Origin of the sequence: Lactonifactor longoviformis (assembly GCF_042848515.1) — a bacterium.
GTDB lineage: Bacteria > Bacillota > Clostridia > Lachnospirales > Lachnospiraceae > Lactonifactor > Lactonifactor longoviformis.
This window is the reverse complement of sequence record NZ_AP031453.1, coordinates 772,785-787,167: the sequence shown is the minus strand read 5'-3', so window position 1 is coordinate 787,167 and position 14,383 is coordinate 772,785. Positions and strand designations below refer to the sequence as shown.

General features: G+C 48.0%; 15 protein-coding genes. 3 read left to right on the top strand and 12 right to left on the bottom strand.

Annotated features, from left to right (window positions below; translation table 11 throughout):
• Positions 1-54: 54 nt before the first annotated feature.
• From ACGHCT_RS03590 to ACGHCT_RS03580, 3 genes are all read right to left on the bottom strand, one after another.
• A complete protein-coding gene (locus ACGHCT_RS03590) occupies positions 55-450 on the bottom strand; it encodes a hypothetical protein (RefSeq protein ID WP_256281929.1) in 396 nt (131 codons plus the stop codon).
• Between the two features lie 84 nt (positions 451-534).
• Complete coding sequence (locus tag ACGHCT_RS03585) at positions 535-1,209, bottom strand: YoaK family protein (protein ID WP_390438263.1); 675 nt, start codon at positions 1,207-1,209, stop codon at positions 535-537.
• Positions 1,196-1,339, bottom strand: a complete 144-nt coding sequence (locus ACGHCT_RS03580; RefSeq protein ID WP_226902173.1) for a hypothetical protein — start codon at positions 1,337-1,339, stop codon at positions 1,196-1,198. The genes ACGHCT_RS03585 and ACGHCT_RS03580 overlap by 14 nt, the downstream gene beginning before the upstream one ends.
• Before the next feature lie 80 nt (positions 1,340-1,419).
• Here ACGHCT_RS03580 and ACGHCT_RS03575 point away from each other — a divergent pair, with 80 nt between their 5' ends.
• Positions 1,420-2,316 carry a LysR family transcriptional regulator gene (locus tag ACGHCT_RS03575; RefSeq protein WP_256281921.1) on the top strand — a complete coding sequence of 299 codons (897 nt, stop codon included), beginning with the start codon at positions 1,420-1,422 and terminating at the stop codon, positions 2,314-2,316.
• Here the strand turns inward: ACGHCT_RS03575 and ACGHCT_RS03570 are convergent.
• Both ACGHCT_RS03570 and ACGHCT_RS03565 read right to left on the bottom strand, forming a co-directional pair.
• Positions 2,313-3,944: an ABC transporter ATP-binding protein gene (locus tag ACGHCT_RS03570; RefSeq protein WP_256281922.1), complete on the bottom strand. Its 1,632-nt coding sequence runs from the start codon at positions 3,942-3,944 to the stop codon at positions 2,313-2,315. The two genes, ACGHCT_RS03575 and ACGHCT_RS03570, sit on opposite strands and share 4 nt — an antisense overlap.
• A 31-nt stretch (positions 3,945-3,975) precedes the next feature.
• On the bottom strand, positions 3,976-4,392 hold the full coding sequence (locus ACGHCT_RS03565; protein WP_154260066.1) for a YjdF family protein: 417 nt from the start codon (positions 4,390-4,392) through the stop codon (positions 3,976-3,978).
• Between the two features lie 392 nt (positions 4,393-4,784).
• Here ACGHCT_RS03565 and ACGHCT_RS03560 point away from each other — a divergent pair, with 392 nt between their 5' ends.
• Positions 4,785-6,083 carry an MFS transporter gene (locus ACGHCT_RS03560; RefSeq protein ID WP_256281923.1) on the top strand — a complete coding sequence of 433 codons (1,299 nt, stop codon included), beginning with the start codon at positions 4,785-4,787 and terminating at the stop codon, positions 6,081-6,083.
• 105 nt (positions 6,084-6,188) lie between these two features.
• Here ACGHCT_RS03560 and bioD read toward each other — a convergent pair whose 3' ends face one another.
• From bioD to ACGHCT_RS03545, 3 genes are read right to left on the bottom strand one after another with little or no spacing between them, the layout of a single operon-like run.
• Positions 6,189-6,869, bottom strand: coding sequence for a dethiobiotin synthase (bioD, locus tag ACGHCT_RS03555; RefSeq protein WP_226902163.1), 681 nt, complete (start codon positions 6,867-6,869; stop codon positions 6,189-6,191).
• Positions 6,862-7,836 carry a biotin synthase BioB gene (bioB, locus tag ACGHCT_RS03550; RefSeq protein ID WP_256281924.1) on the bottom strand — a complete coding sequence of 325 codons (975 nt, stop codon included), beginning with the start codon at positions 7,834-7,836 and terminating at the stop codon, positions 6,862-6,864. The genes bioD and bioB overlap by 8 nt, the downstream gene beginning before the upstream one ends.
• Positions 7,833-8,456: a biotin transporter BioY gene (locus ACGHCT_RS03545; RefSeq protein ID WP_256281930.1), complete on the bottom strand. Its 624-nt coding sequence runs from the start codon at positions 8,454-8,456 to the stop codon at positions 7,833-7,835. The genes bioB and ACGHCT_RS03545 overlap by 4 nt, the downstream gene beginning before the upstream one ends.
• Positions 8,457-8,717: 261 nt before the next feature.
• Between ACGHCT_RS03545 and rfbD the strand changes: the two genes are divergently transcribed.
• The gene (gene rfbD, locus ACGHCT_RS03540; RefSeq protein ID WP_390438258.1) at positions 8,718-9,563 is read left to right on the top strand and encodes a dTDP-4-dehydrorhamnose reductase; all 846 of its coding nucleotides are present in this window, start codon (positions 8,718-8,720) and stop codon (positions 9,561-9,563) included.
• Here rfbD and ACGHCT_RS03535 read toward each other — a convergent pair.
• The 4 genes from ACGHCT_RS03535 to ACGHCT_RS03520 all read right to left on the bottom strand — a co-directional run bounded on the left by ACGHCT_RS03535 (position 9,543) and on the right by ACGHCT_RS03520 (position 14,382).
• Entirely contained in the window at positions 9,543-10,586 is a 1,044-nt protein-coding gene (locus tag ACGHCT_RS03535; RefSeq protein ID WP_226902159.1) for a helix-turn-helix domain-containing protein, read from the bottom strand. The genes rfbD and ACGHCT_RS03535 overlap by 21 nt on opposite strands.
• A gap of 206 nt (positions 10,587-10,792) precedes the next feature.
• Positions 10,793-11,881, bottom strand: a complete 1,089-nt coding sequence (locus tag ACGHCT_RS03530; protein WP_173015612.1) for an alcohol dehydrogenase catalytic domain-containing protein — start codon at positions 11,879-11,881, stop codon at positions 10,793-10,795.
• 20 nt (positions 11,882-11,901) lie between these two features.
• Positions 11,902-12,858, bottom strand: coding sequence for an ABC transporter permease (locus tag ACGHCT_RS03525; protein ID WP_154260052.1), 957 nt, complete (start codon positions 12,856-12,858; stop codon positions 11,902-11,904).
• A gap of 3 nt (positions 12,859-12,861) precedes the next feature.
• Entirely contained in the window at positions 12,862-14,382 is a 1,521-nt protein-coding gene (locus ACGHCT_RS03520) for a sugar ABC transporter ATP-binding protein (protein ID WP_390438254.1), read from the bottom strand.
• Position 14,383 lies beyond the last annotated feature (1 nt).

Genomic DNA, 14,383 nt, shown 5'->3' with positions numbered 1-14,383 from the left:
AAGAATTTCTTAATATAATTCTATTATAGTACAGAATTTCCAATCGTCAAATGGTTATTTGAAAAAGGAAGCACAGAGGTAAATAATTCCATACCTCTGTGCTTCCCAGGTTAATTTTACAGTGTTTTCAGAAACGTCTGCCCTCTCCTGCAAGCATCCCAGATTGTCGGTCATCTGTATCTCTGCCCTGCCGCTCTCTGTTACAAAGAGATCGTAAACAAGAACCTTCATACCCATTACCTCACCGCGGATTCTGGTACACCGAATCTGTGTTCCCTGGGCATAGCCACCCTCACGGGCCCTCTTTACAAAAGGCCACAGCTGGCGTTTCAGACACATTATGAAGGCAAACGCATGACTTGCAACCTCATAGATACAGTGATCCGGAACATTGCAGACTGCAATTTTTCTCCTGGTTGCCGCTTCCACATCCACAGTATCTACCCCTATCCCGCAGCGGCGGCCTTTTCTATGATCTCCTGTTTTTTTTGCAGGAATGCCCTCCTAGGCTCCTCCGCGGGATTTCTCTCACCGTTACCTCTCCCCTTCTCTCACAAACATTATCAAAAATCCCCCCAATAAAAGTCCCCCAGCCATCCAGATAGCGCGTTCTCCCATCCACAAACTCATAAGAGCACCCACAGCTGCCCCCAGCGCAAACACCAGAATCACAAAGTAGTAATGCATACATCTCCTTCTCAGCTCTCTGTCCTTTGTTATATGGTACCTGCAAAGCATCTCTGTGGCACTTCTCATATTTCCGATGCACATTGTTGTGGCGCATGGGATACCTCTGAATTTGCGGAAGCTGTTTACCTGCATAGCACAGGCAAAAGACATCAGACCGTTGGCTAACATGTTCGCAGACTGAGGAAGCAGCCCCACAACGGCCAGAAGGATTGCTTCCGTGCAAAGAACCATCTGCCGCCAGTGAAGGCGCTGATATTCCTTAAACAAGTGGTGGACCCACTCCGTCACATAGACACCAGAGATAAACGCCCCCAGGGGAAGGAGATAATGCAGGGCTTCCTGCCAGCTGCCCTGGGCCAGATTCTGTCCCAGAAGTACAATATTACCCGTCTGGGCATTTGCAAAGACTTCTCCTCTGCAGTTATAAGAATAGGCATCCTGAAACCCTCCCGCCAGAGTTAAGAACACCGCCAGCAGAAGAGACTCTGACATCTGGCTCCTTGCTTTAATCTTCACCATATTCCTTTTCTCCTTTCCTTATCGAGAAGCTGTCATCATATACATAAAACCGGCAGGAACTGCCCTTCTCCCTGAGCCTTCCTGCCTTTGTCATCTCAGCAACTGTCTCTTGCTTTTCTTTTTCTATCATATTATACTTTTCTCCAACCAGATGTAAAATGTATATTTCAGATAACATCTATATCATTTTTATATAATACAGGAGGCAATATGAATATTTCCTACGAGTATTACCGGATTTTTTATTATGTAGCCAAATACAAAAGCTTTACTAAGGCAGCCAATATACTGATGAATAATCAGCCCAATGTTACCCGCTCCATTCATAATCTGGAGCACCAGCTGGGATGCCGCCTTTTTATACGCTCCAGCCGGGGCGTCACTCTGACCCCGGAGGGAGAACAGTTATATCCCCGTGTTGCGGCAGCTGTCACCCAGCTCCTGGCAGGAGAGGAGGAACTTCTGAAAAGTAAGTCTCTCCACAGCGGTCTGGTGACCATAGGCGCCAGTGAGATCGCCCTCCATGGACTGCTGCTGAAAAAACTGAGAGAATTTCACAGCAGGCACCCTGGAATACGAATCCGTATCTCCAATCATACCACGCCTCAGGCCATAGCCGCCCTGCAAAGCGGTCTGGTGGATTTTTCAGTAGTCACAACTCCCACTGGAGTATCAAAGCCTCTTGAGGAAACTCCCCTGAAGGCCTTTCAGGAAATTCTTGCAGGTGGTCCGGGCTACGCATATCTTGCAGCTCAGACATGGCATTTAAGAGATCTGAAGGAACACTCTTTTATTTGCATGGATGCTAAAAGCAAAACCTATGAATTCTACAACCAATACTTTATGGAGGAACATCTGCCCCTTGAGCCGGATATGGAAGCTGCAACTACAGATCAGGTGCTTCTTATGATAAAAAATGATCTTGGAATAGGTTTTCTGCCCCGGGATCTGGCAGATGAGGCCCTTGCGCACAAGGAAATTTTCCACATTCCCCTATACCGCGAGCCCCCTGCCAGGCATATCTGTCTGATACAAGACAGAGAACGCCCCTTAAGCATCGCGGCTATAGCGATGAAGGAAATTCTTCTCTCCATGCAGGACTGCTAAAATTTCCTCTTTTCCAGGCCCCAGATTCTCACCGCTGTCAAGATACCTCCGTACAGGATGCACATTCCCGCGGCAAAGGCGGTATCTTTCAAGGTAAAATGCAAAGTCCCGGCAAAGACTCCTGTAACATCTGAGATAGGAGGCAAAAGATATAAAACCCATCCCACCCAGGATGCATCCTGCAGGATTGCTGTCTTACCTATGGCTAAGACAGCAATCAGCACGGTAAGCACTACAGCTGCTTTTCTGTCTTTCATCACTCTGGGGTGCAGCAAGGTCCCAAGAGAACTCCCCAGAAACGCTCCCGCCCACATGAACAGTAAACCTCCTGCTGCGTCCTGAAGCAGAATTCCCATTGAAAACAGTTGGCCGCCGTTTACTGCATCCAACACCAGGGGGATCAAGAGAGAAACCAACGTGAATATTCCCCCCAGAAGGCAGAGAAACAGGCTTTGACCGAAATAATATATCGTTTCACTTTGAAGACGCAGTATCATCATCTGTTCTTCTGCCGCCTGCTGCATTTCATTGTATGATAACCCTGCCCACGTCATCAGTAAAAACAAAAGATTACAGGAGATGGTAAAGCTGTCTGTCACACCCACAGGCATGGAAGAATATAAGCTGAAAAGAAATACCATCAGAACTAAAAAAGGCATAGCAAATCTGTTGGTCTTAAAATACGTCCGAAATTCATAGGAGAGCATTCCCCATACAGAGCCTCTTTGCTTTTCCATTTCGTTCTCCCGCAGCTCAAGCTCCTGGAGAGTTCCTCCGTTTCCCTCTCTCTCCCCTGCCAGAACCGGTTCTTCCCCCACAAGAGTAAAATCCTCCAAGCGAAACCCTTCCCGTATCATCTTCGCCACCACCTCATTGCTGCTTTCATAGGAAGAAATAAAACGCAGTCCCCCCGGTATTGCTTCCCCTGTCACAGGCAGTTCAGGCGCAGTCCTGTCCCCAGGGGCTTCAAAGGTAATTAGAGCCTTCCTCTTCTGCTTCCCGCGTTCTAACCGGACTGTATGCATCTTTCCTCCCTCTATCCTGCACACTGTATCCCCCACAGCGTTCACCAAAAATTCCTCATGACAGGAAATGATCAGGGCAGTCCCCTCCCTCTTCAGAGCATTGACCAGCTCCACAAATACAGCCTGGGATGCCGTATCCTGTCCGGACAACGGTTCATCCAACAGCAGAACATCCGGTCTTTTCAGAACCGCCTGGATAACCCCGACTTTCTGAAGCGTACCCTTAGACAGCAGTTTCATGGGTTTATCTTCCATACCGCTCATGTGAAACCGTTCAAAAAGATCCGCACTTTTTTTCTGGATCTCCTCTCTCCTTAGGCCCTCAATTTTTCCCACTGCACAGATATACTGCCGTGCAGTCAGATTAGACTTTGGAAATCGTTCCGGTACCATATGGTACAGCAGTCCTTTTTTCCTATGTATCTTTCCCCCTGACGGCGCGATCAATCCGCCGATCATTTTCAGAATCGTACTTTTCCCGACTCCATTGGTGCCTGTGAACACTACAGCCTCACCGCTTCTGATATCCAGGTTTATATCTTCCAGAATCCTGCTTTTGCCGTATTCTTTTGCTGCTTTCTCTAACCGAATAAATGTCTCCACTTTTTCCCCCTTAACAGCAAAAGAGGCAGTACTATCTGCCTCTATGCTTTTCTCTTTTCTTCTGCTGCCGCAGCTCAAATCTGCGCTGCTGTTCTTCTTCCCTTTGCAGTCTGCTCCGAACTCTGCGCTCGGTCTTCGACTGCTCCTGCTGTAATTTCAAGGCCTGCTGGGACCTGGTTCCCATCCCCGCATGTTCCAGCTGCTTTTTTGCCTCCCGCTGCTTACGCTTGGGGTTTGCGCTCTTTTCCTTTACACAGGCCGCGACAGCCGGACTAAATCGCAGCTTCCCGTAGTTTTTCAGAAAAAAGTCCCATACCTGCCATTCTTTTGGCTCCGGCCCGAATGTAACCTTCGCTGCATCCAGCATGCCGTCTGTTACTCTTTCCACAATCCCTACCCAGAAGGGATCTTCAAAAAAAACCTCCAGGGTTACCGATACTTTGTCCATGATAAGTCCTCCTTAAATATAAAAAATCACGGCAAAGAACGGACGACCTAAGGAGGAAGGTTACTGACAGCGCTTTTATGAATATCCGCCGCTGCGCCCGGACTACCTACCGGGCTGTGTTTTTATCTCTGCCTCTCTATTATACCTGTCCTATATGGTACCCTGTCAATGGTCTGCACAAAAATCCTTGGACAAATGGTGTTTTCCATGGTAACTTTATAGAAAGATAACCGAAGGGAGGATTCCGGAAAATGAAGCTCTGTATTGTTTGCCCTCCATGCAAAGTCTGAACAGCGGACGGATTTGCATGGAGACGAGTTAAATCTATTCGTCCGTTTTGGACTTTGCACTTTGTATTATAAATTATAGTAATTATAAGGAGCAAAGTCATTATGAATAAAATTAAATACATGTTTCAGGGATTGCATTCCTTTTTTCTTCTCTGGTCTACCCAGGCACTTTCTTCCCTTGGAAGCGGTATGACAAGCTATTCCTTGGTCATATGGTCTTACCAGGCAAAAGGGTCTGCACTGACAACAGCCCTCCTGTCCGTCTGTACCTATGCCCCCTATGTTGTGCTAAGTATATTTGCCGGGGCTTTGAGTGACAAGTGGAACAAAAAACATACCATGCTGCTGTGTGACAGTCTTGCTGCGGCAAGCACCCTGGCAGTGTTCCTCCTGCTGCGGACGGGTCATCTTGAAATCTGGCATCTGTATGTCCTTAACGCCTTTAACGGGCTTATGAATACACTTCAGCAGCCGGCCTCAGATGTGGCAGTCAGCCTTCTGACACCCAAAGAGCAGTACCAGAGGGTAGGGGGCATGCGTTCCTTCTCTAATTCCCTGGTTACAGTCCTGACACCTGTGATCGCCACGGCAATTCTCTCTCTTTACAGCTTAACCGCTGTAATAGTGATTGACTTTATTACCTTTGGAATTGCCTTTCTAACTCTGGCTTTCCTTATCCGGATTCCTCCGGTTCCCGGAAGTATTGCCGCGGGGAAGGCCTCCATCCTGAGCTCTGCCCGGGAGGGGATCGGATACCTCAAAAAAAACCGGGGAATCCTGGATATGATAGTATTCCTGGCTGCAATTAATCTGACGGCCTCTATGTATAACGCCGCTCTGCCCGCTATGCTGTTATCAAGGGAAGGCGGCGGCCGCACTGCATTGGGTCTTGTAAATGCCTGCACAGGCCTGGCCAATCTGGCGGGAAGTGCAGCCGTCTCCCTCTGTCCGGCTCCCAAAAGCCGGGTAAGGGCGATCTGCAATTCCCTTCTCTTTTCCATGAGCACAGAAAACTTTCTTCTGGCTTTTGGACAGAACCTTCCCGTATGGTGCACCGGGGCAGTTCTGGGATGGCTGTTTATTCCTGTGATGAGTGCCAATATGGATGTGCTCTTCCGATCCCACATCCCTTTAGAGATGCAGGGACGGGTGTATTCTGTACGAAATACCCTCCAGTTTTTTACCATACCGGTAGGATATCTTCTGGGAGGGCTGCTGGTGGATAAGGTGTTTGAACCCCTCATGGAAGGTCTGTGCCAGGGACACATTCTTCACCTTCTCTTTGGCAGCGGGAAAGGGTCTGGTGCAGCAGTTTTATTTCTGCTTCTTGGGATCCTGGGAACAGGAACCTGCCTGATTTTCCGAAGAGACCGGCATCTCTGGATGCTGGAACAAAAATAGAACAAGAGTGCCGCCGGCTCCATGGTTGTATGGGCCGCGGCACTCTTTTTGTGGATGGTTCAACAACCAAATCTCAAAACCCGTTTTTTACAGACAGTATTTTGCTCAGGCGTACATTTTTTCCCACACCTCTGCCTCTGTTTCAAGCTCCCTCTGCCCCTCGGCGATACATTCAATCACCGGAAGCCCTGTCCTCTGTTCTATCATATACCGATTATCCCTCTCCATAATACTTTCGTCGTGATAATGATTCAGAATAAATCCCTGCACCGGCAGTTTTTTTTGCTTCATATATTCCGCCGTAAGCACTGCAGAATTGATGCTTCCCAGTCCGGCGTCCGCCACGATCAGGCTCGGAAGCTTCAATTGTCTGATAATGTCCTCCAGCCATAAAACCTTTTCATCAAATCTGATGGGGCAGACAATTCCTCCGCTGCCTTCCATCGTGATGAAATCATACTCCCGGGAAAGTCTGCGGTATCCCGCCGCTACCCTTTCCGGTTCTACAGGATTCCCCTCCAGCTTTGCCGCCAGATGGGGAGAGACAGCCCATCGGTAGACGTAGGGGACCATGGATGCCAGTGACTGGCCATTTTGGGAGATCTCTCTTACATACTCCCCGTCACCCGGTATCAGTCCTCCGGGGCCTTTTTCATTTCCGCTCACCGCAGCTTTATAATACCCCGCACGCACTCCGCTCCCACAGAGTTTTTTTACCAGCAGAGCCGTGACATAAGTCTTTCCCACATCTGTGCCAGTGCCTGTCACAAACAGACCTTTACTCACAGCCTCTCACCACCTCATATCCCAATTCCTCCAGCATCCTTTTATCCCGTTCTATGGTAATTCCGCCGGTAGTCAGCATGTCTCCCGTAATTGCCGCATTCGCCCCGGACCGGAAGCATCTTTTCCCTTTATCCGGCATAAGCCCCCGGCCTCCTGCCAGGCGGATAAAGGCGTCGGGCACCAGGAACCGGTAAACCGCCACAATCCGGCACATTTCCTCAGTCGTCAGTCTCTTATTTTTCTCATATGGAGTCCCCGGAATCGGATTCAGCATATTTACAGGTATGGATCTTACCCCCAGTTCACGGACTGTCAGCGCAAGATCGATCCTATCCTCCATAGACTCTCCCAGTCCCATAATCCCTCCGCTGCACACACTCAGACCGGCCGCCTGGGCCGCCTTCAGTGTGGCAATTTTTTCATCATAGGTGTGTGTGGTACAGACATTGGGGAAATAATTGCGTGAGGACTCCAGATTATTATGTACACGCACAGCACCAGCCCCTTTTATTTTACGGAATGCCTCCTCGTCCAGAAGTCCAAAGGATACACAGACGGCCACGTCTGTCTGCTTTCTGATGTCTCGTATGCTGTCACAAGCCTGTTCCACTTCACGGCTGTTTAGTCTCTTTCCGGAGGTAACAATAGAATATCTGGGAACCCCCCGGTCGGCATTGTACTGTGCCTGCTCCACCAGCTTTTCTCCGGAGAGCAGGGGATACCCCTGGATCTTTGTATTGTAATAGGACGATTGGGCACAGTATTTGCAGTTTTCCGTACATGCCCCATTTTTTCCGTTTACAATCGTACAAAGATCAAAACGGCTGCCGCAGAAAGCTCTGCGTATCTCGTCAGCAGCGCTGCAGAGCTCCTCTAAAGGCATCTCTGCAAGAGAAAGAGCCTCCTCTTTGCCCAAGGACTCCCCCTTCAGCACCCTGTTTTTCAGTTCCTGCAGTTTTGTATTCATTGATTCTCCCTTCCTTTTCCGTATATAACCGATACATCCTCCTTAATCCCACCGGCTACGGCCCTCTGCCCGCCGGCTGCCTTTAGGGCCATCCCCCTGGCGGCAGGCACCAGACGTACCGCAATCATTGCCGACACCAGGCACAGCACTACATCTCCGGGCATATCCAGAGGAAAACAGTCCGCCAGCACCATTGCAAACGCTGTTTTTTCTCCCACATACAGATTCAGCATCAGATATTTATACACCAAGCCAATGGAGTAAGTAACTGCAAATCCTGCAAAGGCAGCCCAAAGATACTTTTTATAGGAGTTTGCCCTTAATTTCTCAGTCACAAATCCCGCAGCAAAGGCAGCTGCGATAAATCCGATTAGATACCCGAAACTCGGCCGGAAAATGTATCCGAATCCCCCGCCCGCGGCAAATACAGGCAGCCCAAGCAAGCCCAAAAGCACATAGACTCCCACGCTCACTGCGCCCAGTCTGCTGCCCAACACCATTCCTGCCATGAGTACAAATAAAAACTGAAGGGTAAAATAATCCATTCCCGGCACCGGCACCTGTATAAACGCCCCAATAGCTATAAGCGCTGTAAAAAGCCCTGCATATACCATTTCCATCGCTGTCAGTGTTCTCTTCAAGTTCTTTCCTCCTCTTTTTCTGTAATTATATATTGCACACAAAATATCATATCGAATGGCTCGCGAATTGTCAACCAGTTTTTATTATTGGTTAACAATATCTATTTACAATAATTTTCTTGGAAAAAGGAGAAACTTACAGTATCATTATAAGAAACCCGGATGACTTCTCTCATTGTACAAGGGTTTGCATCTACACTTTTTTCAGAGAATATAACATCGAATAAAAGGAGGCAGCGTATGAAAGTATTAGTTACCGGTGCTACCGGACAATTGGGATATGATATTATAAAAGAGTTAAGAAGCAGAGAAATCCCTGCAGTGGGCCTTGGGTCGAAAGACTGTGATATTACAGACCTCTCTGCTGTACTTCACACGGTTGAGGATATCCAGCCGGATGCTGTGATTCACTGTGCCGGCTATACTGCGGTAGACAAAGCCGAGGAGGAAACAGAACTGTGCCATATGGTCAACGTAACCGGGACACAGAATCTGATAACTGCCTGCAAAAAAACAGGCTGCAAATTTATGTTTGTAAGCTCCGATTACGTATTCGAAGGTGTGGGAGATCGCCCCTGGAAACCAGATGATAATAGAAACCCCCAATGCGCATACGGAAAGAGTAAATACCTGGGAGAGCTGGCGGTGGAGAAGCAGCTGGAAAAATATTTTATTGTCCGGATATCCTGGGTATTTGGAATCAACGGAAATAATTTTGTCAAAGCCATAATAAGGCGGGCAAACACCGGTCAGCCAGTCTCTGTAGTTGCCGATCAAATCGGTTCTCCTACCTATACCCCGGATGCTGCAAAATTAATGGTTGATATGATTCAGACAGAGGCATACGGCACCTACCATATTACCAATGAGGGCTGCTGCTCCTGGTACGAGTTTGCCTGCCGGATCTTAGCCGAATCTCATATAGATATCACCGTTCATCCTCTAACCACAGAAGAATACGGTGCAAAGGCAAGACGGCCCAAAAACAGCCGCCTGGATAAGTCCTGTCTGACTGATAACGGTTTCGGCCTTCTGCCCCACTGGGAAGATGCTCTGAAGAGATTTTTAAAAGAATACCACTCGTAGGTTCTCCAAAATCCTCTCAAACCTTTCTTCCCCTCTGAGGAAGTCCAGGTTTTCATCTTCCTCCAGTGCCTTTAGCATCATAAACGCCGTATTCTCGCTTCCGCGTTTCGCATACTGCAAGTGGCTGTACAAGTCTGATTTCCTGTAGGGCGCCATATCTCCCAGACCGTCGGTCATCTCTTCCAGCAGGTACAGACAGGCTTCTTTGTCCTTCCTCATATATGCCAGTGAGAATTCCGGGGAAGCCTCCATGTACTTTCCCATCTCCAGTATTTCCGCAAGTTTTTTCTGCTTTTGGGCAATCCGTTCTGCCTTATCCATATGATTCTCTTTTATTGCCAGGGCACTGATCCCCTGCAGGCACCAGGTGAGATCGCTGTATCCCTGAAATAGCATCCGCTCATACAATTCATATGCCAGATCATTCTTTTCCTGTTTCGCGTACAGCAATGCCCTGTATCTCATAGGGTCCACTCTCTGCTGGGGGATCTTGTCCAGGTACTGTTCTGCCAGTTCATACTGCTCCTTTTTGAGGGCTATCAGAAAAAGAGCAGTTAAGGCCGTATGGACAGCAGCAGAATCTGTACTGTTCAGCATCCGACGGTAAAGACTGCAGATTTCCTCATCATACTTCTCTGCCTCCGGTACCTGGAGAATGTCTCTGTATGCGTCCAAAACCTGGGCAACCGGCAGGATCAGCGCTTCACAGCCGGGGTATTCCTGAATCACACCCATAGCCCATTGGAACACCTCACTGTACTCCTCCTTTTTCATACGCGCACCCACCCGGGTGAGTATCTCCTGGATTTCCTGGTCTGTCAACTCCTTACGATAAGACAAGAGTGTATCCGTTGTAATTCCAAGCAGGCGGGCAATGGGAGCCAGCAGGGTAATATCCGGATAAGAGTTGCCGTTCTCCCATTTATTAACTGCCGGGGGCGTAACACCCAGACGCCTCGCCATTTCCTCCTGTGTTAGCTGTTTCTCTTTTCTGAATGTCCTGATTACCTTTCCTAACTCCATGGGTTTCCTCCTGTAATATAATCTCTGCATTGACCTTTGCTGCTTATAGAATAGCAGAAGTTATGGGAATGTACTACTGAGCCTTCGTTAACTATTATGAAAAAATCTTAACCTGCAGTTATTTCGGACACATAAAAAAGCCTTTCGGGGAGCTTCTGCGTCCCGGAAGGCTTTTTCCTATCATTTAACCCATGCTTTCCGCACTGTTATCTAAAGTCAATTGCCACCTTCAGATCCCCATATTTTCCTGTGGCATACTCAAATGCTTTTTCCCATTCCTCAATGGGGAACATGGCGGAGACAACTCCTTCTGTTTTCAGATTTTTACTTATAATATTTTCTATGACGAAAGGATAGCAGTAGGGACTTAGATGGGAGCCTAAAATATCCAGTTCCTTCCGATCTCCAATGACAGACCAGTCTACTGTTGTGGGGGCTCCGAATACACTGAATTCTACAAAGCGTCCCAGCTTTCTCACCATATTCAGGCCCTGGATAACGCTGGAGGGGTGGCCGGTAGCTTCTATATAGACATCACATCCGTATCCATCCGTCAGTTCCATGATGTTTTTTACGACATTACAGGTACCCGGATTCCACACCATGTCAGCCCCGAATTCCATGGCCTTCTGGAGCCTTTCTTCTTTCATGTCCAAAACTATCAGTTTCTTAGGATTCTTCCTTCTGGCATAAGTAACCATCCCCAGTCCCAGGGTTCCCGCACCTGAGATCACCAGGATATCTTCATTCGTCACCTGTCCCCGGTCTACTGCATGTTTGGAACATCCATAGGGTTCAATTAAAAGTGCCTCCTCCACCCCCATTTCCTCCGGTAGCCGGGATAGTACAGCAGTCTTGGGATATCTCACATATTCCGCCATTCCGCCATTGTTGCATCCCTGAAACCCAAAGATATTATGAGGCTGGCACATCCAGTAATGTCCGTCCCTGCAGAACCTGCACGCTCCGCAGGGTACGATCTGATCTGCGATCAGCCGTTCCCCCAGCACAAAGTCCTTAACATTTTCTCCCAACTCCACAATATGTCCAAAAAACTCATGACCAGGAATAAACGGAGGTTTTACCCAGGGCGGCTGCATCTCATCCCCCCAAAACATAGCAGCTCCATGGCTGCATTTGAGATCTCCAGCACAGATACCGCAGGCCTCTGTCTTAATTATAATGTCATCCGGTCCGCACTCCGGGGTGGGGTACTCGATCTCCAGACGATAGTCATCCTTTCCATATGCCACCAATGCCTTCATAACAGCAGGTATCCTTCTCTCTTTTTCCATCTTTTCCATCCTCTCTAGACCTATGCTCTGGACTTTTTCTGAAGCGTCTGCATAAATACCGCACACAAAATGATCAGGCCCTTTACTACCTGCTGTGTATAAGCAGATACTTTTGTCAGGTTCATAATATTGCCAATCATGCCAATCACAAAGACGCCGATCAGTACTCTTCCGGCAGTACCTTTCCCGCCGTTCAGACTGACACCGCCGATTACCGTAATGGCTATTGCATCCAGCTCAAAGCCGTCTCCGGTAAGGGGAGAACCGACTCCCGTCCTTGAAGAATTTAATATAGCCGCTGTCGCCGCAAATAACCCGGATACCACATACACAGAAAACTTATAGATCCTGCTGCGGATACCTGATAAGCGCACAGCTTCCTCATTGCTTCCAATGGCAGTTACTATACGTCCATAAGTCGTATACCGCAGAACAAACCAAATAAGCAGAAAGATAATAATCATGAGATATGTCTGCTTGGGAATTCCCAAAAACGTACCATATCCGAAAGCCAAGAAGTCCGGGTGCTTAATGGAGATAGATGCCCCCTTGCAGATTATGTAGGCATAGCCTCTGGCCACCGTCATAACAGACAGCGTAACTACAAAAGGCTGCAGATTCCGGTATGCCACGAAGTATCCGGAGATTGCCCCGCAGGCCGCTCCCACCAGCAGGGTTACTCCAATGGAATATCCCAGACCGTGTGTCTGCATCATATACGCAAAGATGACATTTCCCACACCCACAATGGAGCCCACGGAGAGATCAATCCCTCCAGTAAGTATAACCAGAAGCATTCCCATTGCAATAATCCCGATCCCTGCATTCTGCTTCAGAAGATTGGTCAGGTTCTGCACCTGCATAAAGTTTGTTGTTAATAGTGAAGCTATCATTACAATAACACAAAACACGATAACGGTATTCCATTTTTCAAAAAACTCACTCACAGTAATTTTGTGCTTTCCTGTCTTTTCCATGTCTTATATACCTCCTGCTTTAGGGGATTGTTCCGAACGATTGTCTACAGAACAGTGAATAATATTGTGTTTGGTGAGTTCTTCCTGTTCCAGAATACCCTTAGCCAGACCTTTGTGCATCACCAGCACCCGATGGCACAGACCGCAGATCTCTTCCATTTCTGAGGAGGCAATAATGATTGATTTTCCCTGCCTGGCTAATTCATGAATAATTCCATAAATCTCCATTTTTGCTCCAATGTCCACCCCGCGGGTGGGTTCGTCGAGAATCAGTACATCGCTGTCCACGCTGAGCCACTTAGCAAGGGATACCTTCTGCTGGTTGCCCCCTGACAGATCCCCTGTAAGGGTTTCCGAACCGTTAGATTTGATAGAGAGCCTGCGAATCATTTCCTCCACATACTTCTTTTCTTTTTTTATATGAAATACCATGCATTTACTCACCTTTTTCATGGATGCCATGGTAACATTTTCCCGTATTTTCATATCCAGCAGAACCCCGTCCTCTTTTCTGCTCTCGGATAAGTAGGTAATTCCGTTTTTAACTCCTTCATAAGGAGATGCCGGACGTATTTTCCTACCCTTTAACACAATCTCTCCCCGTGCACCCTTGTCTGCTCCGAAAATGGCCCGGGCTGTCTCCGTTTTTCCGCTGCCCACCAACCCCGCAATTCCAAATATCTCTCCCTCGTGCAGTGCAAAGCTTACACCCCGTACCATATTGCCCAGGTTCAGGTCTTTCACCTCCAGCACTGTCTCATCTCCAGCCGCTGTCTTTTCCGGATACAGGGACTGTACGCTTCGCCCCAGCATATCAGAGACAATCTTGTCCATTGACGTATCCTCCGTGCGGTTATGGCTGACCACCTCTCCGTCCCGGAGTACCGTAATCTCATCGGACAGCTGAAATACTTCATCAAGCCGGTGAGAAATATATACAATACTGGTTCCCTGCTCTCTCAGATGCCTCAAAACCTGAAATAGCTTTTCCGTCTCATAGGGCGATAATACGGCGGTAGGCTCATCCAACACCAGGACGCGGGCATCCTCCCCCAGAGCTTTGGCAATCTCTACAATCTGCTGAAAGGCTACACTCAATTCCTCTACTTTCTGACGAGGTTCAATCTGAAATCCTATCTTATCAATGATTTCTCCCGCCTTATGGTTCAGTTCCTTCCAGGATATAAAGCCTTTTCCCAGGTTCATACGGTTAATAAAGATATTTTCCGCCACCGTAAGATCCGGGGCAAGGGCAAATTCCTGATAGATAATTCCCACGCCTGCCTTTTTCATTTCCAAAGTGCTGCCTTCCGAAATCTCTTTTCCCTCTATGAGAATCTTTCCGCTGTCTTTGGTATATGCACCGGACAATATTTTCATCAAGGTAGATTTTCCAGCCCCATTTTCACCTACCAGCGCATGAATGGTTCCCTTTACAATTTGAAAAGATACCTCCTTTAGCGCATGGACTCCGCCAAAGGTCTTGGTGATCTTCTCCATCTCAACTGCGTATGGTTTTTTCATA

Coding starts and splice junctions, on each gene's coding strand:
- ACGHCT_RS03585 (WP_390438263.1), bottom strand. CDS start 1,209: ATGGTGAAGATTAAAGCAAGGAGCCAGATGTCAGAGTCTCTTCTGCTG.
- ACGHCT_RS03580 (WP_226902173.1), bottom strand. CDS start 1,339: ATGATAGAAAAAGAAAAGCAAGAGACAGTTGCTGAGATGACAAAGGCA.
- ACGHCT_RS03575 (WP_256281921.1), top strand. CDS start 1,420: ATGAATATTTCCTACGAGTATTACCGGATTTTTTATTATGTAGCCAAA.
- ACGHCT_RS03565 (WP_154260066.1), bottom strand. CDS start 4,392: ATGGACAAAGTATCGGTAACCCTGGAGGTTTTTTTTGAAGATCCCTTC.
- ACGHCT_RS03560 (WP_256281923.1), top strand. CDS start 4,785: ATGAATAAAATTAAATACATGTTTCAGGGATTGCATTCCTTTTTTCTT.
- bioB (WP_256281924.1), bottom strand. CDS start 7,836: ATGAATACAAAACTGCAGGAACTGAAAAACAGGGTGCTGAAGGGGGAG.
- ACGHCT_RS03545 (WP_256281930.1), bottom strand. CDS start 8,456: ATGGAAATGGTATATGCAGGGCTTTTTACAGCGCTTATAGCTATTGGG.
- rfbD (WP_390438258.1), top strand. CDS start 8,718: ATGAAAGTATTAGTTACCGGTGCTACCGGACAATTGGGATATGATATT.
- ACGHCT_RS03535 (WP_226902159.1), bottom strand. CDS start 10,586: ATGGAGTTAGGAAAGGTAATCAGGACATTCAGAAAAGAGAAACAGCTA.
- ACGHCT_RS03530 (WP_173015612.1), bottom strand. CDS start 11,881: ATGGAAAAAGAGAGAAGGATACCTGCTGTTATGAAGGCATTGGTGGCA.
- ACGHCT_RS03525 (WP_154260052.1), bottom strand. CDS start 12,858: ATGGAAAAGACAGGAAAGCACAAAATTACTGTGAGTGAGTTTTTTGAA.
- ACGHCT_RS03520 (WP_390438254.1), bottom strand. CDS start 14,382: ATGAAAAAACCATACGCAGTTGAGATGGAGAAGATCACCAAGACCTTT.